The following is a 22181-nucleotide window of genomic DNA, read 5'->3' on the forward strand; positions in this document are numbered from 1 at the left end:
TGCCTAAAGTCTTGCTGTACAAGGCTTTGAGAAGCGTTTTTTCGCGAATATCTCAGCCGTTTACGCCTTTTATGCCAAGAGCGCAATGCGCTATTAGGGGGTGGGTGTTTGCGTTGTCATTAGTAACCTAACTGTCTATACTCGGCAGCCGACCGCCAGAGGCTTTTGGGCCTGTTTAGATGGGGGTCGTCACTCCCGGGTGGTGGGTACCTGACCAGTGCGCATCCCAACAAACTTGCCCTGATTGTTAGGGGCTCTTCAGTGTGAAAAAAGCCGTGAATAGCCAACGACCTGTAAACCTAGACCTAAGGACCATCAAACTCCCCATCACCGGCGTTACGTCATTTCTGCACCGTGTATCGGGCATCATTCTTTTTCTCGGCCTGGGCATCATGCTTTATGCATTGAGCAAATCCCTGGGTTCCGAAGAAGGTTATGCCGAGGTGAAGGCATGCTTGACCAGTCCGCTGGCCAAATTCGTTGCGTGGGGCCTGCTCTCTGCCTTGCTGTATCACCTGGTTGCCGGTGTGCGCCACTTGATCATGGACATGGGCATCGGTGAGACGCTTGAAGGCGGCCGACTGGGCTCGAAAATCGTAATCGTCATTTCCGTGGTGATGATTGTTCTGGCGGGAGTTTGGATATGGTAACCAGCGTTACGAACCTGTCGCGTTCGGGCCTCTATGACTGGATGGCACAACGTGTGTCTGCGGTTGTTCTAGCGGCTTATTTCATCTTCCTGATCGGGTACCTCGTTGCGAACCCTGGCATTGGCTACGCCCAATGGCATGAGCTGTTCGCAAGCAACTGGATGCGTATTTTCAGCCTGCTGGCCCTTGTTGCTCTGGGCGCACACGCCTGGGTCGGCATGTGGACCATCGCGACCGACTACCTGACGCCAATGGCGCTGGGCAAGTCCGCCACAGCAGTACGTTTCCTCTTCCAGGCAGTCTGCGGCGTTGCAATGTTCGCTTACTTCGTCTGGGGTGTGCAGATTCTTTGGGGTATCTGATTCATGGCTAACACAGTTAATACACTTTCGTTCGACGCCATCATCATTGGCGGCGGCGGTGCCGGCATGCGCGCTGCTCTGCAGCTGGCTCAAGGCGGTCACAAGACTGCTGTAATCACCAAGGTTTTCCCGACTCGTTCGCACACCGTATCGGCCCAGGGTGGCATCACCTGCGCGATCGCGTCTGCAGATCCAAACGATGACTGGCGCTGGCACATGTACGATACCGTCAAGGGTTCCGACTATATCGGTGACCAGGACGCTATCGAATACATGTGTTCCGTAGGTCCGGAAGCCGTGTTCGAGCTCGAGCACATGGGTCTGCCGTTCTCCCGTACCGAACAGGGTCGTATCTACCAGCGTCCTTTCGGCGGTCAGTCCAAGGACTTCGGCAAAGGCGGCCAGGCTGCCCGTACTTGCGCTGCAGCCGACCGTACCGGTCACGCGCTGTTGCACACCCTGTACCAGGCCAACCTCAAGGCCGGCACTGTATTCCTGAACGAATACTACGGTGTCGATCTGGTTAAGAACGAGGCTGGCGATTTCGTCGGCATGATCGTTATCTGCATCGAAACAGGTGAAACCTCTTACGTTCGCGCTAACGCGACCGTACTGGCGACTGGCGGTGCAGGCCGTATCTACTCGTCCACCACCAACGCCCTGATCAACACCGGCGACGGTATTGGCATGGCTCTGCGTGCTGGCGTGCCGGTACAGGACATCGAAATGTGGCAGTTCCACCCGACCGGTATTGCCGGCGCCGGTGTACTGGTTACCGAAGGTTGCCGTGGTGAAGGTGGCTACCTGATCAACAAGCATGGCGAGCGTTTCATGGAGCGTTATGCTCCGAACGCCAAAGACCTTGCTGGTCGTGACGTTGTTGCTCGCTCGATGGTTAAGGAAATCATCGCGGGCAACGGTTGCGGTCCTGATGGCGACCACGTAATGCTGAAGCTCGATCACCTCGGTGAAGAAGTGCTGCACAGCCGTCTGCCAGGTATCTGCGAACTGTCGAAAACGTTCGCACACGTTGACCCGGTATTGGCTCCGGTTCCAGTGGTTCCGACTTGCCATTATATGATGGGCGGCGTTGCCACCAACATTCATGGTCAGGCGATCACTCAGGACGCCGACGGCAACGACCAGATCATCCCTGGCCTGTTTGCAGTAGGTGAAGTGGCTTGCGTATCCGTACACGGTGCTAACCGTCTGGGCGGCAACTCGCTGCTCGACCTGGTGGTATTCGGTCGTGCTGCCGGCCTGTTCCTTGAACAGACCCTTAAAGAAGGCGTTGATTACGCTCGTCCACGCCAGTCCGACATCGACGCTGCCCTGGCACGTCTGGACGGCCTGAACTCGCGTACCGACGGCGAAGACGTGGCAACCCTGCGTAAAGAGCTGCAAAGCTGCATGCAGAACTACTTCGGTGTATTCCGTACCGGCGAATACATGCAGAAGGGTATTGCCCAGCTGGCTGATCTGCGCAAGCGCATCGCCAACGTGAAAATCAACGATAAGAGCCAGGCGTTCAACACGGCCCGTATCGAAGCCCTTGAGCTGCAAAACCTGCTCGAAGTGGCTGAAGCGACTGCAATCGCTGCTGAAGTTCGTAAGGAATCGCGCGGTGCTCACGCCCGTGAAGACTTCGAAGATCGTGACGACGTTAACTGGCTGTGCCACACCCTGTACTTCCCGGGTGACAAGCGCGTAGCCAAGCGTGCGGTGAACTTCTCGCCGAAAACCGTTCCGACCTTCGAGCCAATGGTTCGTACTTACTAAGGGTGGCCGATATGTTGAAAGTCAGTGTTTATCGTTACAACCCTGATCAGGACGCCGCTCCGTTCATGCAGGAATTCGAGGTCAATACCAACGGTAAAGACCTGATGGTGCTGGACGTACTGGCCCTGATCAAAGAGCAGGACGAGGGTTTCTCCTATCGTCGCTCTTGCCGTGAGGGCGTTTGCGGCTCCGACGGCATGAACATCAACGGCAAGAACGGCCTGGCGTGTGTAACGCCGCTGTCCGCTGTCGTTAAAGGCAACAAGCTGATCGTTCGTCCACTGCCAGGTTTGCCGGTTATCCGTGACCTGGTCGTCGATATGAGCATCTTCTACAAGCAATACGAGAAAGTTAAGCCGTTCCTGCAGAACGACACGCCGGCTCCGGCCATCGAACGTCTGCAATCACCAGAAGAGCGTGAAAAGCTCGACGGTCTGTACGAGTGCATCCTGTGCGCTTGCTGCTCGACCTCGTGCCCGTCCTTCTGGTGGAACCCGGACAAGTTCCTGGGCCCTGCTGCACTGCTGCAAGCCTATCGTTTCCTGGCTGACAGCCGTGACACCAAGACCAGTGAGCGCCTGGCTTCGCTGGATGACCCGTTCAGCGTATTCCGCTGCCGCGGGATCATGAACTGCGTAAACGTGTGTCCGAAGGGCCTGAACCCGACTAAGGCCATCGGTCACGTGCGTAGCATGCTGCTGCAAAGCGGCGTGTGATCCAAAGCAGTACCGCAGCACCGCTGTAACCGTAGATGCTACGGCGCAGGCTTCAACCGGCGCCGTAGTTTTAACCTGAGCAACAGCTCATAAAGCTGCGGCTCTTATTTTGAAGAAATGAGACCAGCAGGGGCATCCGGGCTGGTACCCGGACTATCAGCGTGATCCTAAGTGGCTTGTTTTAGTCGCTGTATTCGGACTTTCTCAAGCATGCTCTGGTGTTCTCGTCGATGGTGTCCCCTAACCGAGGGTGACCAAGCATGCAAGAAAGCGTGATGCAGCGCATGTGGAACAGCGGCTATCTTTCAGGTGGTAACGCTGCCTATGTGGAAGAGCTCTATGAGCTCTACCTGCACGACCCTAACGCTGTGCCAGAAGAATGGCGCACCAAATTTCAGACGTTGCCTGTTGAAGGCAACTCTGCCAACGATGTTTCGCACTCCACAATCCGCGACCATTTCGTGCTGCTGGCAAAGAACCAGCGCCGCGCTCAACCGGTTTCTGCCGGGAGCGTGAGCAGTGAGCACGAGAAGAAGCAGGTTGAAGTGCTGCGATTGATCCAGGCCTATCGGATGCGCGGCCACCAGGCAGCCCAGCTTGATCCGCTGGGGCTGTGGCAGCGTCCTGCACCTGCAGACCTGTCGATCAATCATTACGGCTTGACCAATGCCGATCTTGATACGACCTTCCGTGCCGGCGACCTGTATATCGGCAAAGAGGAAGCGAGCCTACGCGAAATTCTCGAAGCGTTGCAGCAGACATATTGCCGCACCATTGGCGCAGAGTTCACGCACATCGTCGATTCCGAGCAGCGCCACTGGTTTGAACAGCGCCTCGAAAGCGTACGCGGCCGCCCGACTTACTCGGCTGAAGTCAAAAGCCATCTGCTTGAGCGCGTGACTGCTGCTGAAGGTCTGGAAAAGTACCTGGGGACCAAATACCCGGGCACCAAGCGTTTCGGCCTGGAAGGCGGCGAAAGCCTGATTCCTTTGCTGGACGAGCTGATCCAGCGTTCGGGCAACTACGGCACCAAGGAAATCGTTATCGGCATGGCCCACCGTGGTCGCCTGAACGTATTGGTGAACACCTTCGGCAAAAACCCGCGCGAGCTGTTCGACGAGTTCGAAGGCAAGAAAAAGATCGAGTTGGGTTCCGGTGACGTTAAATACCACCAGGGCTTCTCCTCCAACGTCATGACTGCCGGTGGTGAAGTTCACCTGGCAATGGCGTTTAACCCCTCCCACCTGGAAATCGTTTCTCCAGTGGTTGAAGGGTCTGTACGCGCTCGCCAGGACCGTCGTAACGACAGCACCGGCGAAAAGGTACTGCCAATTTCCATCCACGGTGATGCTGCCTTCGCAGGTCAGGGCGTGGTCATGGAAACCTTCCAGATGTCGCAGACTCGCGGCTTCAAGACTGGCGGTACGGTTCACCTGGTGATCAACAACCAGGTCGGCTTCACCATCAGCAATCCGGAAGACTCCCGTTCTACCGAGTACTGCACTGACGTCGCGAAAATGATTCAGGCGCCGATCCTCCATGTCAATGGTGATGATCCGGAAGCCGTATTGTTCGTGACTCAGCTGGCTATCGACTACCGCATGCAGTTCAAGCGTGACGTCGTGATCGACCTGTTCTGCTACCGCCGTCGCGGTCACAACGAGGCCGATGAACCAAACGGTACCCAACCGCTGATGTATCAGCAGATCGCCAAGCAGCGCACCACCCGTGAGCTGTATGCCGAGCGCCTGACACAAGAGAAAGTGGTGGACGCAGAACGCGTTCAGGCCAAGATCGACGAATACCGCAACGCGCTGGACAACGGCCTGCATGTTGTGAAAAGTCTGGTCAAGGAACCGAACAAAGAGCTGTTCGTGGACTGGCGTCCGTATCTGGGCCACGCCTGGACTGCGCGTCACGACACCCGTTTCGATCTGAAAACCCTGCAAGAACTGTCTGCCAAGCTGCTGGAAATTCCAGAAGGCTTTGTGGTTCAGCGCCAGGTTGCGAAGATCTACGAAGATCGTCAAAAAATGCAAGCCGGCGGCCTGCCGATCAACTGGGGTTATGCCGAAACCATGGCATATGCAACCCTGCAGTTCGAAGGTCACCCGATTCGCATGACCGGTCAGGACATTGGTCGCGGTACGTTCTCGCACCGTCACGCCGTGTTGCACAACCAGAAAGATGCTGGCACCTATATTCCCCTGAAGCACCTGTTCGAAGGTCAGCCTCGCTTTGACCTGTACGACTCGCTGCTGTCCGAGGAAGCGGTCCTGGCGTTCGAATACGGCTATTCCACCACCACGCCTAACGCGCTGGTGATCTGGGAAGCCCAGTTCGGCGACTTCGCCAACGGCGCCCAGGTTGTAATCGACCAGTTCATCACCAGCGGTGAGCACAAGTGGGGCCGTCTGTGCGGTCTGACCATGCTGCTGCCACACGGTTATGAAGGTCAGGGCCCGGAGCACTCCTCTGCACGTCTTGAGCGTTACCTGCAATTGTGTGCCGAGCACAACATTCAGGTGTGCGTACCGACCACTCCGGCACAGATCTACCATCTGTTGCGCCGTCAGGTTATCCGTCCGCTGCGCAAGCCGCTGATCGTCCTGACACCGAAGTCGTTGCTGCGTCACAAACTGGCAATCTCGACCCTGGAAGATCTGGCCGAAGGTTCGTTCCAGACCGTTATTCCGGAAATCGATGCGCAGGATCCGGCGAACGTCGGTCGCATCGTGCTGTGTAGCGGCAAGGTCTACTACGACCTGTTGGAAAAACGCCGTGCCGAAGGTCGTGATGACATCGCTATCGTGCGTCTTGAGCAGCTGTACCCGTTCCCTGAGGACGACTTGATTGAAGTCCTGGCTCCGTACAAAAACGCCAAGCATATTGTCTGGTGTCAGGAAGAGCCGATGAACCAGGGTGCCTGGTACTGCAGCCAGCATCACATGCGCCGCATCATCAGCGGTCACGACAAGTCGCTCGTACTCGAGTACGCGGGCCGTGACGCTTCTGCTGCACCTGCTTGTGGTTACGCATCGATGCACGCTGAGCAACAGGCAAAACTGTTGCAAGACGCGTTCACTGTTTAACGCCTTCGCGCACTGAAACCGAATTTAAGGAACCAAAGAACATGGCTATCGAGATCAAAGCCCCAACATTTCCGGAATCGGTTGCCGATGGCACCGTTGCCACCTGGCACAAGCAACCGGGCGACGCTGTAAAGCGCGACGACCTGATTGTCGACATCGAAACCGACAAGGTAGTGCTGGAAGTACTGGCCACTGCTGACGGCGTGCTGGGCGCTATCGTCAAGAACGAAGGCGACACCGTTCTGTCCGACGAAGTGCTGGGCTCCATCGTTGAAGGCGGCGCTGCTGCTGCCGCTCCTGCTGCTGCCGCTGCACCGGCCGCCCAGGCTGCTGCTCCTGCTGCCGATGGCGAAGACGATCCTGTTGCTGCTCCGGCTGCACGCAAGATCGCTGAAGAAAACGGTATCAACATCGCTTCCGTTGCCGGTACTGGCAAAGGCGGTCGTGTGACCAAGGAAGACGTAGTTGCCGCAGTTGCTGCCAAAAAAGCCGCTCCTGCTGCTGCGCCGGCCAAGGCCGCTGCACCTGCCGCTGCCGCTCCGGTATTCGCTGCTGGCGACCGCGTAGAAAAACGCGTTCCGATGACCCGCGTTCGTGCCACCGTGGCCAAGCGTCTGGTTGAAGCTCAGTCGAACATGGCGATGCTGACCACTTTCAACGAAGTGGACATGACTGAAATCATGGCACTGCGTTCGAAGTACAAGGATCTGTTCGAGAAGTCCCACAACGGCGTACGCCTGGGCTTCATGTCGTTCTTCGTGAAAGCAGCTACCGAAGCACTGAAACGCTTCCCGGCCGTTAACGCCTCGATCGACGGTTCCGACATCGTTTACCACGGCTTCGCCGACATCGGTGTAGCTGTTTCCAGCGACCGTGGTCTGGTGGTTCCGGTTCTGCGTAACGCCGAACTGATGAGCCTGGCTGAAATCGAAGGCGGCATCGCTGCCTACGGTAAAAAAGCCCGTGACGGCAAACTGTCGATCGACGAAATGACCGGTGGTACTTTCACTATCACCAACGGTGGTACTTTCGGTTCGATGATGTCGACCCCGATCGTTAACCCGCCGCAAGCCGCGATCCTGGGCATGCACAACATCCTTCAGCGTCCAATGGCAGTCAACGGTCAGGTAGTTATCCGTCCGATGATGTATTTGGCTCTGTCTTACGATCACCGCTTGATCGATGGCAAAGAAGCTGTAAGTTTCCTGGTAGCAATCAAAAACCTGCTGGAAGACCCGGCTCGTCTGCTGCTGGATATCTAATAGAAGCTGCTGCAAGTTTCAGGTGCCAGGCTGCGGGAAAAAGCAGTCTGGCTTTGGCTTGCAGCTTGCTGCTGACAGCTTGTAGCTAATAGAGGATCTATTTTCATGTCTCAGAAATTTGACGTTGTAGTGATTGGTGCGGGCCCTGGCGGCTATGTTGCAGCCATCAAGGCCGCGCAACTGGGCCTTTCGACTGCTTGCATCGAAAAATACACCGACAAGGAAGGCAAACTGGCGCTGGGCGGTACTTGCCTGAACGTTGGCTGCATTCCATCCAAGGCGCTGCTGGACAGCTCCTGGAAGTACCACGAAGCCAAGGATGCATTCGCCATCCACGGCATCACCACCGGTGAAGTGAAGATGGACGTTGCTGCGATGGTTGGCCGTAAAGCCAACATCGTTAAAGGTCTGACTTCCGGCGTTGCGACCCTGTTCAAGGCCAACGGCGTTACTTCCCTGCAAGGCCACGGCAAACTGCTGGCCGGCAAGCGTGTTGAGCTGACCAAGCCAGACGGCAGCGTTGAAATCATCGAAGCCGAGAACGTGATTCTGGCTTCGGGCTCGCGTCCGATCGACATTCCACCTGCTCCAGTCGACAACAACGTGATCGTTGATTCGACCGGCGCCCTGGAATTCCAGTCCGTGCCAAAACGTCTGGGCGTTATCGGCGCTGGCGTGATCGGTCTGGAACTGGGTTCGGTATGGTCCCGTCTGGGCGCTGAAGTGACTGTTCTGGAAGCCCTGGACACCTTCTTGATGGCTGCTGACGCTGCCGTTTCGAAAGAAGCCTACAAAACCCTGACCAAACAAGGTCTGGACATCAAGCTGGGCGCTCGCGTCACCGGTTCCAAGGTCAACGGCGAAGAAGTCGTTGTGACCTACACCGACGCCAACGGCGAACAGACCATCACCTTCGACAAGCTGATCGTAGCCGTGGGTCGCCGTCCGGTGACTACCGAGTTGCTGGCAGCTGACAGCGGCGTGACCATCGACGAGCGCGGTTTCGTGTTTGTTGACGATCATTGCGCAACCAGCGTACCGGGCGTATTCGCCATTGGTGACGTGGTTCGCGGCATGATGCTGGCACACAAGGCTTCTGAAGAAGGCATCATGGTTGTCGAGCGCATCAAAGGTCACAAGACCGAGATGAACTACGACCTGATTCCATCGGTTATTTACACTCACCCGGAGATCGCGTGGGTTGGTAAAACCGAGCAGGCCTTGAAAGCTGAAGGCGTTGAGGTTAACGTCGGCACCTTCCCGTTCGCCGCCAGTGGCCGTGCCATGGCAGCAAACGACACCGGTGGCTTTGTCAAAGTCATTGCTGATGCCAAAACTGACCGCGTACTGGGCGTCCACGTGATTGGCCCGAGCGCTGCAGAGCTGGTACAGCAGGGCGCGATCGGTATGGAATTCGGCACCAGCGCTGAAGATCTGGGCATGATGGTTTTCTCCCATCCGACCCTGTCCGAAGCCTTGCACGAAGCAGCACTGGCTGTGAATGGCGGCGCCATCCACATTGCCAACCGTAAGAAACGTTAAGACCAGACAATAAGAAACCACGGCGGTTTGCCCGTCGTGAGCCTTGCTAGCAAGCCTCACCGCGGAACTTCCGCCGGACGCAGTCTTGTCTTGTTTTAACCGGGCCCGGCTCCGCTCAAGCGGATGTCGGGTTTGTTGAAACAGCACAAGCAGCAGTCACAGGTGGTGCGGCACTAATAGTAGTGCAGCGCCGAATGCGCAGTACCTAACGAAGACGGTAAAAAGCATGAATCTTCACGAGTATCAGGGTAAGCAGCTGTTCGCTGAATACGGCCTGCCAGTATCCAAGGGTTATGCAGTAGACACCCCGGAAGCAGCCGCAGAAGCTTGCGACAAAATCGGTGGGACCGAATGGGTTGTAAAAGCCCAGGTTCACGCAGGTGGTCGCGGTAAAGCGGGCGGCGTTAAGCTGGTTCGCAGCAAAGAAGACGCTAAAGCATTCGCACAACAGTGGTTGGGCAAGCGTCTGGTGACTTACCAGACTGACGCCAATGGTCAGCCGGTCACCAAGATCCTGGTTGAGTCGTGCACTGATATCGCTAAAGAGCTGTACCTGGGCGCTGTCGTTGACCGTTCGAGCCGTCGTATCGTGTTCATGGCTTCCACCGAAGGTGGCGTGGACATCGAGAAAATCGCTCACGACACTCCAGAAAAAATTCTGAAAGCAACGATCGATCCACTGGTTGGCGCACAGCCATTCCAGGGTCGCGAGTTGGCTTTCCAGCTGGGTCTGGAAGGCAAGCAAGTTGCTCAGTTCGCCAAGATCTTCGTAGGTCTGGCCAAACTGTTCAAGGATCACGATCTGGCCCTGCTGGAAGTGAACCCGCTGGTTATCAAGACTGACGGCGATCTGCACTGCCTCGATGCCAAAATCAACATCGACGCAAACGCCATGTACCGTCAGCCTAAGCTGAAAACTTTCCACGATCCGTCGCAAGACGATCCGCGCGAAGCGCACGCTGCCAAGTTCGAACTGAACTACGTAGCGCTGGAAGGCAACATCGGCTGCATGGTTAACGGCGCTGGTCTGGCCATGGGCACCATGGACATCGTTAACCTGCATGGCGGCAAGCCAGCCAACTTCCTCGACGTTGGCGGTGGTGCTACCAAAGAACGCGTTACCGAAGCGTTCAAAATCATCCTGTCCGATAGCAATGTCGCAGCAGTGCTGGTTAACATCTTCGGCGGCATCGTTCGTTGCGACATGATTGCCGAAGGCATCATCGGTGCAGTGAAAGAAGTCGGCGTGAAAATCCCGGTAGTTGTGCGCCTTGAAGGCAACAACGCTGATCTGGGCGCTAAAGTACTGGCAGAAAGCGGTTTGAACATCATCGCTGCTACCAGCTTGACCGACGCTGCTCAACAAGTTGTTAAAGCTGCGGAGGGCAAGTAATGAGCGTCCTGATCAATAAAGACACCAAAGTTATCTGCCAGGGCATCACCGGTTCGCAGGGCAGCTTCCACACCCAGCAAGCCATCGAATACGGCACCAAGATGGTTGGTGGCGTTACTCCGGGCAAAGGCGGCACCACTCACCTGGACCTGCCTGTTTTCAACACCGTGAAAGAAGCCGTAGAAGCAACTGGCGCAACCGCCAGCGTTATCTACGTACCGGCTCCTTTCTGCAAGGACTCGATCCTTGAAGCAGCGTTCGGCGGCATCAAGCTGATCGTGTGCATCACTGAAGGCATTCCTACCCTGGACATGCTGGACTGCAAAGTTAAGTGCGACGAACTGGGTGTTACCCTGATCGGCCCTAACTGCCCGGGCGTTATCACGCCAGGCGAATGCAAGATCGGCATCATGCCAGGTCACATTCACTTGCCAGGCAAAGTAGGCATCGTGTCGCGTTCCGGCACCCTGACTTACGAAGCTGTAAAGCAAACCACTGACGCCGGTTTCGGCCAGTCGACTTGCGTAGGCATCGGTGGTGACCCGATCCCTGGTTCCAACTTCATCGACATCCTGAAGCTGTTCCAGGAAGACCCGAAGACCGAAGCGATCGTTATGATCGGTGAGATCGGCGGTTCGGCTGAAGAAGAAGCGGCTGCCTACATCAAGGCAAACGTGACCAAGCCGGTTGTTTCCTACATCGCTGGTGTGACTGCCCCTCCAGGCAAGCGCATGGGCCACGCAGGCGCAATCATCTCTGGCGGCAAGGGTACTGCAGACGAGAAGTTTGCTGCCCTGGAAGACGCAGGCGTAAAAACCGTGCGTTCGCTGGCAGACATCGGCAAGGCTCTGTCCGAGCTGACTGGCTGGGCAATGAAGTAAGCCTCGCGCTTAACTGACTGCTCTACCAGGCAAAGGCCACCTTCGGGTGGCCTTTGTGCGTTTGGGGTCAAGCAAAACCCTTGTGGGAGCGGGCTTGCTCGCGATGCAGGCGCCGCGGTCATTCAGATAAATCGCGTCGTTACCATCGCGGGCAAGCCCGCTCCCACAACGTGCGGTTTTGAGCTATCCAGGGCAGGCAAAACCACACCAAAGCATTTTTCGATGTCGTCCAGGCGACAACTGCGTTCGTTCATCGGACAGTCCGCCCTCTAACAGTGCGCTGTAGGAAAAAACTCGGTAATCTTGCCAGCATTCCGCAGTTCTGCGTGTGCATCCCAAAAGGAAGCCACGCGCTAGAAGGGTTGGTCTTATACGGATCGACAGCATTTCCCACATCCGCACGGGAAATTCCCCTCTAAATCCCGATTCAGTAGTGTGGTATTTCCGTAATGAAAGTATTGAAAGGCCAGGACATCCTGGCACTTGGGTTTATGACTTTTGCCCTGTTCGTTGGGGCAGGCAACATCATTTTCCCGCCAATCGTTGGCCTGCAGGCCGGACCTAACGTCTGGATGGCTGCATTGGGCTTCCTGATCACCGCAGTCGGTCTGCCGGTAGTCACCGTTATTGCCCTGGCCAAGGTCGGTGGCGGCATGGACGCACTGAGCAGCCCGATCGGCAAGATCGCCGGGGGCTTGTTGGCAGCCGTGGCCTATCTGGCTGTTGGCCCGTTGTTCGCGACCCCGCGTACCGCCACCGTATCCTTTGAAGTCGGCCTGGCACCTTTGACCGGTGAAAGCCCACTGGCGCTGTTTCTGTACAGCTCGGTGTACTTCCTGATCGTGTTTTTCGTGTCGTTGTACCCGGGTCGCCTGCTGGACACGGTAGGGCGCTTCCTTGCTCCGTTGAAGATCATCGCCCTGGCCATTCTCGGCATTGCTGCCGTTGCCTTGCCTGCAGGTGATGTTGGCGTCGCGACCCCCGAGTACGTGGCCGCACCGTTCTCCCAGGGTTTTATCAATGGCTACTTGACCATGGATACCCTGGGTGCGCTGGTGTTCGGTATCGTGATCGTGAATGCCATCCGTTCCCGTGGTGTTGAATCACCCAAGCTGATTACCCGCTACGCCATCATTGCCGGCCTGATCGCCGGTGTCGGCCTGGCGCTGGTCTACATCAGCCTGTTCCGCCTGGGTGCGGGCAGCCATGAAGTGGCGGCGGGTGCAACCAATGGTGCGGCGGTACTGCATGCCTATGTACAACACACCTTCGGTTCGCTGGGCAGCGGTTTCCTTGCCGTACTGATTGCACTGGCTTGCCTGGTAACGGCCGTTGGCCTGACCTGTGCCTGCGCTGAATACTTCAGTACTGTGCTGCCACTGTCTTACAAGACGCTGGTGATCATCCTTGCGCTGTTTTCGCTGGCCGTGTCGAACCTTGGCTTGACCCAGTTGATTGCGTTTTCCATCCCGTTGCTGACGGCGATCTACCCGCCTTGCATCGTGTTGGTGGCGCTGAGTTTCTGCAAAGGCCTGTGGAATGCCCAGAGCCGGATCGTTGGTCCGGTCATGCTGGTGTCGTTCTTCTTTGGCTCGATCGACGCGCTTAAAGGTGCTGGCCTGGGTGAGTGGATTCCGGCCCAATTGGCCAATATGCCATTTAGCGAGCAGGGCCTGGCGTGGCTGGTGCCTAGTCTTGTGACCCTGCTGGGCGCAGTAATCTGCGACCGTCTGCTGGGCAAACGAGTTGAAGCAATGGCGTAATTACCCGGTTCGCCAAAAGCGTTGCCGAGTCAATAAAAAAGCCCTGCATCTTAATGGATGCAGGGCTTTTTTAATGGGCGTGTGTTCAAGCATGCAAACACTAGCCATTAACGTTCAGATACAACAAAGCCCGCACTTGGCGGGCTTGGTTTTATATCGCAGAAAGTCGTGTTACTTGCTTTCTGTAGTTGCCGCAGGTGCAACCGGAGCAGTCTGGCCGGCTTCTTCAGCAGCGGCTTTATTGGACTCGGCTTGTGCTTTTGCAGCTTCGGCGTTCTCTTTGGCCGCGTCGTTTACTTTGTCTTGTGCTTCAGACATTTTTTCTTGCGCTTGCTCAGAATGCTGGGCAGCGTCCTGGGCTTTGTCTTCGGATTTTTTGTCGCAGGCAGCCAGGCCAAGCGAAGCAGCCAGCATCAAGGCAACAGCAAAAGTATTACGCATGGGGTGTTTCTCCTTATGAGTAGATCTACGGGGCGTTTGAGCATGGGCTGATGGCTTAAGTTCCATGCTCGAACACATATATAAGTAAAGCAGCGCGGGCGGAAATATTGGTAAAAAACTTGAGCCACTGGTTCGGCCCTTGAAATTTGCATCATTGGCCCCAACTTTCATCACATCCCGCCGCTAACCCTTACGGGCGTGGCCACTGCCATCCAATCGGAGTTTGATAACAATGAGCGTGGAAACTCAAAAAGAAACCCTGGGCTTCCAGACCGAGGTCAAGCAACTGCTGCACCTCATGATCCATTCGCTGTACTCCAACAAGGAAATCTTCCTTCGCGAACTGATCTCGAACGCCTCTGATGCTGTCGACAAATTACGTTTTGAAGCACTGTCCAAGCCAGATCTGCTGGAGGGCGGTGCCGAGCTTAAAATCCGTGTGAGCTTCGACAAAGACGCCAACACCGTCACCCTCGAAGACAACGGTATCGGCATGAACCGCGATGACGTGATCACCCACCTGGGTACGATCGCCAAGTCCGGCACTGCCGACTTCATGAAAAACCTCACCGGCGACCAGAAAAAAGATTCGCACCTGATCGGTCAGTTCGGCGTGGGTTTCTACTCGGCCTTTATCGTTGCCGACAAGGTTGACGTGTACAGCCGCCGTGCCGGTACCCCGGCAAGCGAGGGCGTGCACTGGTCTTCGAAGGGCGAAGGCGAGTTTGAAGTGGCCACCGTCGAGAAGGCCGACCGCGGCACCAAAATCGTGCTGCACCTCAAGCCTGGCGAATCCGAATTCGCTGACGGCTGGCGCCTGCGCAACATCATCAAGAAGTACTCCGACCATATCGCCCTGCCTATCGAACTGCCTAAAGAGCAGACCGTTGCCGAAGGCGAAGAAGCGCCTGCACTGGAATGGGAAACCGTCAACCGGGCAAGTGCTCTGTGGACCCGTCCTCGTACTGAAGTAAAGGACGAGGAATATCAGGAGTTCTACAAGCACATTGCCCATGACTACGAGAACCCGCTGGCCTGGAGCCACAACAAGGTTGAGGGCAAGCTTGAATACAGCTCGCTGCTCTACGTTCCGGCCCGTGCACCGTTTGATCTGTACCAGCGTGAAGCGCCTAAAGGCCTGAAGCTGTATGTGCAGCGTGTCTTCGTGATGGATCAGGCCGAGTCGTTCCTGCCGCTGTACCTGCGCTTTATCAAGGGCGTGATCGACTCCAACGACCTGTCGCTGAACGTGTCGCGGGAAATCCTGCAAAAAGACCCGATCATCGACTCGATGAAGACGGCGCTGACCAAGCGTGTACTCGACATGCTGGAAAAACTGGCGAAGAACGAGCCTGAGAAATATCAGGGCTTCTGGAAAAACTTCGGGCAGGTGATGAAAGAAGGTCCGGCCGAAGATTTCGCCAACAAAGAAAAAATCGCCGGTCTGCTGCGTTTTGCTTCGACCCACGGCGACGACGGCGAACAGAATGTTTCCTTGACCGACTACCTGGCCCGCGCCAAGGAAGGTCAGGACAAGATTTACTACCTGACCGGCGAAACCTACGCGCAGGTTAAAAACAGCCCGCACCTCGAAGTCTTCCGCAAAAAAGGCATCGAAGTCCTGCTGCTGACCGACCGCATCGACGAGTGGCTGATGAGCTACCTCAGCGACTTCGACGGCAAGAGCTTTGTCGACGTGGCCCGTGGTGACCTCGACCTGGGCAATCTGGACTCGGAAGAGGACAAGAAAGCCGCAGAAGAAGTGGCCAAGGCCAAAGAAGGTCTGGTGGAGCGCATCAAGGCTGCCTTGGGTGAGAGCGTCAGCGAAGTGCGCGTGTCGCATCGTCTGACTGATTCCCCGGCGATTCTTGCCATTGGTGAGCAGGATCTGGGCATGCAAATGCGTCAGATCCTCGAAGCCAGCGGTCAAAAAGTGCCTGAGTCCAAGCCTATCTTCGAGTTCAACCCGGCTCACCCGCTGATCGAGAAACTCGATGCTGAGCAGAGTGAAGAGCGTTTTGGCGACCTGTCGCACATCCTCTTCGATCAGGCAGCCCTGGCAGCCGGTGACAGTTTGAAAGACCCTGCGGCCTATGTCCGTCGGCTAAACAAATTGTTAGTAGAGTTGTCGGTCTAACCGCGCTATAAAAACCCGCTTCGGCGGGTTTTTTTTGTTTCAAATTCAGGAGTTTTTGATGAAATCCATTTCGGTCAGCTCTGTGGCTTATCAAATCGACGGCCAACCTTACGAAGGCCGTTTGGCCTTTGATCCGAGCCGTGAAGACCCGTTGCCGGGTTTGCTGATGGCGCCCAACTGGATGGGCATCAGCGCAGGCGCCGAAGAGATTGCCAAGTCGGTGGCAGAACAGGGTTATGTGGTACTGATCGCCGATTTGTATGGCCAGGGCACCCGGCCCGGCAACGCCGACGAAGCCGGTGCGGCGATGATGCCGCTCAAGAATGACCGTGCCTTGCTGCGCAAGCGTATGTGGGCAGCGTATGACATGCTGAAAAATCAGGGCCTGGCCCAGGTCGACAGCAACAAGCTGGCAACCTTTGGTTTCTGTTTTGGCGGGTGCTGTTCACTGGAACTGGCACGCAGTGGTGCACCGTTGCAAGCTGCGGTGTCATTCCACGGCACCCTGGACACACCTAACCCGATCGATGCCCAGAGCATCAAGGGCTCGGTGCTGGTGTTGCACGGCGCGTCTGACCCGTTGGTGCCAAGCGAGCAGCTACCAGCGTTTGAGGCGGAGATGAACGCGGCGGGTGTGGACTGGCAACTGACCAGCTATGGCGGCGCAGTGCATTCGTTCACTGACCCCCACGCCAATGTGCCGGGCAAGATGATGTACGACGCCAAAACTGCGGGTCGGGCGTTCACCGCCATGCATAACTTGCTGGATGAAGTGTTTCGCGATTAATCGCAATCACGACAGTCTGTGGGAGCGGGCTTGCTCGCGATGCTGACGGCTCGGTCTGTCAGACAACACCGGGCGATGCTATCGCGAGCAAGCCCGCTCCCACAGTGGTCACGCCGAACGTTCCATCACCTCGCTCACCGTCAAATCCCGCATCAACAACCCGTAGTTCAAGTCCACCTGTTCGGGGATCGGCAGGTACACCGTGTGGCCATCACCCGGCGCCACTTGGGTCGGCAAGCCTGCACTGTTAAGCAAACGTTCCAGATCAAAGTGATAGTTGCCGTGGGGTGTCATCAGCTCCAGATGATCGCCCAAAGCAAATCGGTTTTTCACTTTGACTTCGGCCAGGCCATTGCGTCGTTCGCCGGTCAATTCCCCGACAAACTGCTGGCGATGGGACAATGAACTGCCATGCAGGTAGTTCTGGTATTCATCGTGGACATGGCGGCGCAAGAACCCTTCGGTATAGCCGCGCTGGGCCAGGGACTCCAGATCGGTCATCAGGCTGCGGTCAAACTCACGACCCGCCACCGCATCATCGATGGCCTTGCGATACACCTGGGTGGCCCGTGCGCAGTAAAAGTGCGACTTGGTGCGGCCCTCGATCTTCAGCGAATGCACGCCCATTTCCGCCAGCCGCGCCACATGCTGTACAGCACGCAGATCCTTGGAGTTCATGATGTAAGTACCGTGTTCGTCCTCGAACGCGGTCATCGGTTCATCGGCACGGTTGGCTTCGTTCAGCACAAACACTTCGTCAGTCGGCGCACCCACGCCCAGGGTTGGCTCGACCACATTGACGATATTGCCCAGCTCGTTTTCTGTACCCGGTTTGGCCTCGTACTTCCAGCGGCAGGCATTGGTGCAGCTGCCCTGGTTGGCATCTCGCTTGTTCATGTAGCCAGATAACAGGCAGCGCCCGGAGTAGGCCATGCATAGCGCGCCATGTACGAAAATCTCCAGCTCCATATCGGGTACTTGCTGACGGATTTCTTCGATCTCTTCCAGCGACAACTCCCGGGACAGGATGATGCGGCTCAGACCCTGCTGGCGCCAGAATTCAACACTGGCCCAGTTCACGGTATTGGCCTGAACCGACAAGTGAATCGGCACATGGGGGAAGTTTTTGCGCACCAGCATGATCAGGCCCGGGTCGGACATGATCAGCGCATCCGGTGCCATGGCAATCACCGGCTCCAGATCCTTGAGAAAGGTACGCAGCTTGGCGTTGTGCGGGGCGATATTGACCACCACGTAAAAACGTTTGCCCTGAGCCTGGGCTTCGGCGATGCCAATGGCCAGGTTGGTGTGGTCGAATTCGTTGTTGCGCACGCGCAAGCTGTAGCGTGGTTGGCCCGCATACACCGCGTCGGCGCCATACGCGAAGGCATAGCGCATATTTTTCAGGGTGCCGGCAGGGGCGAGGAGTTCGGGCGGAGCAAGGCGCATAGTCAGTTCGTTCGCAAAAAAGGCGCGATGGTAGTCGAGCCCTTGCTCCCGGCTATTGATCTGGATCTATGCTTTGCGCGGCCAGGTCAGCATCACAATGCCCGCGACCACAATCAGGCCGCCGATGATCTGGCCGCTGCTGAGCAACTGGTCAAGAATCAGCCAGCCAAACAGCAGGCTCGCCACCGGTTCGACGTTCATTACCGGTGCGTTGCGGGCCATGTTCAGCCGCGTCATGCAGATAAACAACAGGCAGAAGCCCAGCCCGTAAAGCGCAACCAGAAAGGCCAGGGCTGTCCAGCCGGTAGACGAGGAGGGCAGCGACACCCCGCCCGGCAGCACCCCGCTGACTCCGGCCAGGGCTGCCGCACAAAATACGATAAGCATGGTCAGCATGCTACGCACCGTACCGCGCAGGCTCGAGAGTTTGTGATCGGTGATCCATAGCGCACAGGCAAACACGCAAGCGGCAGCAAAGCCGAAGAGGATGCCTTCGAGCCACTGTGCCTCGGTACTGTGCTGGCTGGACAAACGTTCGGGCACGTCGAGGGCAAACACCAGGCCGCACATGATCAGCCCCATCAGCAGTGCCGCCCGCAGGGTGGGTGCCGCACCGCCCAGGGCCCAGGTCAGCAGTACCAGCAGGATCGGTGCCATATTGCCGATCAACAATGCCAGGGCCACGGGGATACGGGCCACGGCTGAATAAATGCAGAAGCTTTGTGCTGCGATCAGCAATCCCAACAGCAATTGCCAACGCCAGTTGGCGGGGGTTAGCCGAGGGCGCTCGCGTTGCCATAGCACCAGGCCGGTCAATACCAGCAAGGTCACGCCAGCACGACATAGAATCGCCAGCAGCAAACCGGTGTCGTGGTCGAAGGCAATCCGGGCGGCGATATGATTGCCCGCAAAAGCGCAGGCCAGCAGTACCAGAATCAATACTGCGATATGGCGGGGGAACAACGCAGGAGCAGACATAAGCAACCAGCCTCCTTGGCTGGAAATAGAGCCGCTTCAATATCCCTGTGGGAGCGAGCTCCCACAGGGGTAAGGCGGGGTTACAGCACCAGGTTTGGCAACCACAGCGAGATGGCCGGAACGTAGGTCACCAGCATCAGCACCATAAACAGTGCCAGGTAGAATGGCAGCAGCGCTTTAACGGTGTTTTCGATGGTGACCTTGCCCACGGCTGCACCCACGAACAGCACCGCGCCCACCGGCGGTGTGATCAGGCCGATGCCCAGGTTGACCAGCATGATCATGCCAAAATGTACCGGGTCGACACCGATACCGATAATCACCGGCAGCAGGATCGGGGTGAGGATAAGGATCAGCGGCGCCATGTCCATCACCGTGCCCAGCAACAACAACATGACGTTGATGCACATCAGGATCACGTAGCGGTTATCCGACAGGGTCAGGAACGCGGTGGTGATCTTCATCGGGATTTCCATCAGCGTCAGGATGTAACCGAAGCTGGCAGCAAAGCCGATCAGGATCATCACGATGGAAATGGTACGCACCGCCCGATGCATCAGCTTGGGCAGATCACGCCACTTGTAGTCGCGGTAAATGAACATGGTGACGAAGAACGACCACACCACCGCGACCGCCGCCGATTCGGTGGCAGTGAAGACGCCAGTGAGGATGCCGCCAAGGATGATGACCATGGCCATCAGGCCCCACATCGCTTCACCGGCGATTTTCAGCGCGGTGCGCAGCGGGATCACTTCACCCTTGGGGTAGTTACGTCTGCGCGCAAAGATCATGCACAGGCCCATCATCACTGCGCTGAGCAACAACCCCGGCATGATCCCGGCCATAAACAGCGAAGCGATCGATACCGTGCCGCCCGCTGCCAGCGAGTACAGCACCGAGTTGTGGCTGGGCGGGGTGAGCAAAGCCTGTACCGAGCCGCTGACCGTTACCGCCGTGGAGAACTCACGGGGGTAACCGGCGCGCTCCATTTCCGGAATCAGTACCGAGCCCACGGAAGCGGTGTCGGCGACGGAAGAGCCGGAAATCGCGCCAAAGAAGGTCGAGGCGACGATATTGACCAGCGACAGACCGCCGCGCACAAACCCTACCAGTACCCCGGCAAAGGCCACCAGCCGACGTGACATGCCGCCTTCGGCCATGATCGCCCCGGCCAGGACAAAAAACGGGATGGCCAGCAGCGAGAACTTGTTAACCCCGCCAGCGACTTGAATCATCAGGGCATCGAACGGGATATCGATCCACCAGGCGCCGACCAGTGCCGACAGACCCAGCGCGTAGGCGACCGGCATGCCGATAAGGATCAGGGCGATAAAACTGCCCAACAGTACGAAAGCGTCCATTTATACGGCCTCTTCGCTGGCTTCTACAATGTCGAACCGCACGGCACGGCGGTGGCTTTGGTCACCCAGGAAGAGTTTTTCCAGGACGAAGATCAGGGTCACGATGCCGCCCAGCGGGATAGGCAGATAGGAGATGCCTACGCGCAAACCCGGCATTTCGCCAAGAAACTGGTTCCAGGTGGTCGCGCACAGTTTGAAGCCCTTGACCGTCATGAACAGGCAGACGATGACCATCAGGATTTGCACCAGCACCGCGGCCAGTTTGCGGACATGGGCCGGCATGCGCTCGACCGCCATCGCCACTGCCATATGGGCACCGGCACGGTAGCTGGCGGCAGCGCCAAAGAAGGTAAACACCACCATCAGCAGAATGGCGGTGGGCTCGGGCCAGCTGGAGCCGCTGCCCAGCACGTAGCGGGCAAAAATGCCCCAGGGGATGATCAAGGTCATGGTCAGCACCGACAAACCGGCGATCCCGATGCAGGCCCTGTACAGCAAGTCATTAAAGCGCAGTACGGTATTTTTCATGGGGCTCACCACTACGCGGCAAACGGGCTTGCGCCCGTTGCGGCGGCGTTATCGGACTGGCTTATTGGACGGCTTCGATGCGCGAGATCAGATCTTTGTAGTTGGCACCGTACTTGTCGCGAACCGGCTGGGTGGCGTCGTAGAAGGCTTTTTTCTGCTCCGGGGTGAGGGTGATGAATTCCACGCCTGCGGTCTTGAGCTTGGTTTCGCTCTCCGCGGATTTTTTGTCCCAGATCACTCGCTCTTCCATTTGCGCTTCACGGGCCAGTTTTTGCACCAGGGCTTGTTGCTCGGGGCTGAGTTTGGCCCAGGTGGTCTTGGCGATCACGATCGGCTCGGGGAGGATCAGGTGGTCGGTCCAGGTGAAGTACTTGGCGTTCTGGTAGTGGTTGTGCTCAAGGAAGGTCGGCGGGTTGTTCTCTGCGCCATCGATCACGCCGGTCTGCAGGGCGCTGAAAATCTCGCCGGTGGCCATGGCGATGCCATTACCGCCCATGTCGTTGATGGTGTCGATAAACACCGGGTTGCCTTGTACGCGGATTTTCATGCCTTTGAGGTCGGCAATCTCACGTACCGGTTTTTTTGTGTACAGGTTGCGTGTGCCGCCATCCATCCAGGCCAGCGCGACCATATTGAAGTCGGAGTTGGTGATTTTATCCAGCATCTCCTGGCCGATTTCGCCGTCGATGATCTTGCGCATATGGGCCTGGTCGCGGAACACGAACGGCAGGTTGAAGGCATTGGTTTCCGGTACTACCGGACCAAGGATGCCGAGGCTGACCCGGGTCATCTGCACCGCGCCGGACTGCAATTGTTCGACCACTTCTTTCTCTGAACCCAGTACGCCACCAGCAAACATCTTGAAAGAAATATCGCCGTTGCTCTGTTCCTGAAGCTTTTTGCCCATTTCCTGTTCGGCCAGCACCGGCGGATAGCCAGTGGGATGAACCTCGGCGAACTTGATCTTGATTTCGGCCTGGGCCACGCCTGAGAGGCAGAAGGCCAGGGGGAGAGCAGCAATCAGCAGGGTGCGTTTGAAATCCATGGGTCACTCCAAATA

18 protein-coding genes are annotated in these 22181 nt (G+C 57.1%); 12 read left to right on the forward strand and 6 right to left on the reverse strand.

All coding sequences use genetic code 11. From position 1 onward, the window contains the following. The first annotated feature begins 263 nt into the window (after window positions 1–263). From sdhC to brnQ, 10 genes are all read left to right on the forward strand, one after another. Complete coding sequence (gene sdhC / locus V6L81_RS10935; RefSeq protein ID WP_019828563.1) at window positions 264–650, forward strand: succinate dehydrogenase, cytochrome b556 subunit; 387 nt, start codon at window positions 264–266, stop codon at window positions 648–650. Further along, window positions 644–1012 carry a succinate dehydrogenase, hydrophobic membrane anchor protein gene (sdhD, locus tag V6L81_RS10940; protein ID WP_003446906.1) on the forward strand — a complete coding sequence of 123 codons (369 nt, stop codon included), beginning with the start codon at window positions 644–646 and terminating at the stop codon, window positions 1010–1012. The genes sdhC and sdhD overlap by 7 nt, the downstream gene beginning before the upstream one ends. A 3-nt stretch (window positions 1013–1015) precedes the next feature. After that, window positions 1016–2791 carry a succinate dehydrogenase flavoprotein subunit gene (gene sdhA / locus V6L81_RS10945; RefSeq protein ID WP_016780168.1) on the forward strand — a complete coding sequence of 592 codons (1776 nt, stop codon included), beginning with the start codon at window positions 1016–1018 and terminating at the stop codon, window positions 2789–2791. An 11-nt stretch (window positions 2792–2802) separates the two neighbouring features. Then, window positions 2803–3507 carry a succinate dehydrogenase iron-sulfur subunit gene (locus V6L81_RS10950; protein ID WP_016780169.1) on the forward strand — a complete coding sequence of 235 codons (705 nt, stop codon included), beginning with the start codon at window positions 2803–2805 and terminating at the stop codon, window positions 3505–3507. A gap of 260 nt (window positions 3508–3767) precedes the next feature. Beyond that, window positions 3768–6599 carry a 2-oxoglutarate dehydrogenase E1 component gene (locus V6L81_RS10955; protein WP_020467780.1) on the forward strand — a complete coding sequence of 944 codons (2832 nt, stop codon included), beginning with the start codon at window positions 3768–3770 and terminating at the stop codon, window positions 6597–6599. Window positions 6600–6640: 41 nt separating this feature from the next. Continuing rightward, window positions 6641–7861, forward strand: coding sequence for a 2-oxoglutarate dehydrogenase complex dihydrolipoyllysine-residue succinyltransferase (gene odhB / locus V6L81_RS10960; RefSeq protein WP_083369842.1), 1221 nt, complete (start codon window positions 6641–6643; stop codon window positions 7859–7861). 105 nt (window positions 7862–7966) lie between these two features. Further along, window positions 7967–9403 carry a dihydrolipoyl dehydrogenase gene (lpdA, locus tag V6L81_RS10965; protein WP_016780172.1) on the forward strand — a complete coding sequence of 479 codons (1437 nt, stop codon included), beginning with the start codon at window positions 7967–7969 and terminating at the stop codon, window positions 9401–9403. A 226-nt stretch (window positions 9404–9629) separates the two neighbouring features. After that, window positions 9630–10796: an ADP-forming succinate--CoA ligase subunit beta gene (sucC, locus tag V6L81_RS10970; RefSeq protein WP_016780173.1), complete on the forward strand. Its 1167-nt coding sequence runs from the start codon at window positions 9630–9632 to the stop codon at window positions 10794–10796. Continuing rightward, the gene (sucD, locus tag V6L81_RS10975) at window positions 10796–11677 is read left to right on the forward strand and encodes a succinate--CoA ligase subunit alpha (RefSeq protein ID WP_095002114.1); all 882 of its coding nucleotides are present in this window, start codon (window positions 10796–10798) and stop codon (window positions 11675–11677) included. The genes sucC and sucD overlap by 1 nt, the downstream gene beginning before the upstream one ends. 449 nt (window positions 11678–12126) lie before the next feature. Continuing rightward, window positions 12127–13440, forward strand: coding sequence for a branched-chain amino acid transport system II carrier protein (gene brnQ, locus V6L81_RS10980; protein ID WP_095002113.1), 1314 nt, complete (start codon window positions 12127–12129; stop codon window positions 13438–13440). Between the two features lie 171 nt (window positions 13441–13611). Here brnQ and V6L81_RS10985 read toward each other — a convergent pair whose 3' ends face one another. After that, entirely contained in the window at window positions 13612–13881 is a 270-nt protein-coding gene (locus V6L81_RS10985) for a hypothetical protein (RefSeq protein WP_095019112.1), read from the reverse strand. Between the two features lie 232 nt (window positions 13882–14113). On the opposite strand from V6L81_RS10985, the gene htpG reads away from it, so the two are divergent. Together htpG and V6L81_RS10995 are read left to right on the forward strand one after the other, a co-directional pair. After that, window positions 14114–16018, forward strand: a complete 1905-nt coding sequence (gene htpG / locus V6L81_RS10990) for a molecular chaperone HtpG (protein ID WP_016780177.1) — start codon at window positions 14114–14116, stop codon at window positions 16016–16018. Between the two features lie 58 nt (window positions 16019–16076). After that, window positions 16077–16805 carry a dienelactone hydrolase family protein gene (locus tag V6L81_RS10995; RefSeq protein ID WP_095019113.1) on the forward strand — a complete coding sequence of 243 codons (729 nt, stop codon included), beginning with the start codon at window positions 16077–16079 and terminating at the stop codon, window positions 16803–16805. A gap of 108 nt (window positions 16806–16913) precedes the next feature. Here the strand turns inward: V6L81_RS10995 and yegQ are convergent, their stop codons facing one another. The 5 genes from yegQ to V6L81_RS11020 all read right to left on the reverse strand — a co-directional run bounded on the left by yegQ (window position 16914) and on the right by V6L81_RS11020 (window position 22166). Further along, on the reverse strand, window positions 16914–18254 hold the full coding sequence (gene yegQ, locus V6L81_RS11000) for a tRNA 5-hydroxyuridine modification protein YegQ (RefSeq protein WP_130871754.1): 1341 nt from the start codon (window positions 18252–18254) through the stop codon (window positions 16914–16916). A 66-nt stretch (window positions 18255–18320) separates the two neighbouring features. Further along, on the reverse strand, window positions 18321–19232 hold the full coding sequence (locus tag V6L81_RS11005; protein WP_095019115.1) for a DMT family transporter: 912 nt from the start codon (window positions 19230–19232) through the stop codon (window positions 18321–18323). Between the two features lie 80 nt (window positions 19233–19312). Beyond that, the gene (locus V6L81_RS11010) at window positions 19313–20593 is read right to left on the reverse strand and encodes a TRAP transporter large permease (RefSeq protein WP_095002109.1); all 1281 of its coding nucleotides are present in this window, start codon (window positions 20591–20593) and stop codon (window positions 19313–19315) included. Continuing rightward, window positions 20594–21121, reverse strand: coding sequence for a TRAP transporter small permease (locus V6L81_RS11015; protein WP_095002108.1), 528 nt, complete (start codon window positions 21119–21121; stop codon window positions 20594–20596). Window positions 21122–21182: 61 nt separating this feature from the next. After that, a complete protein-coding gene (locus tag V6L81_RS11020) occupies window positions 21183–22166 on the reverse strand; it encodes a TRAP transporter substrate-binding protein (protein ID WP_095002107.1) in 984 nt (327 codons plus the stop codon). Between the last annotated feature and the right edge of the window lie 15 nt (window positions 22167–22181).

Origin of the sequence: Pseudomonas bubulae, assembly GCF_037023725.1 — a bacterium.
GTDB lineage: Bacteria > Pseudomonadota > Gammaproteobacteria > Pseudomonadales > Pseudomonadaceae > Aquipseudomonas > Aquipseudomonas bubulae.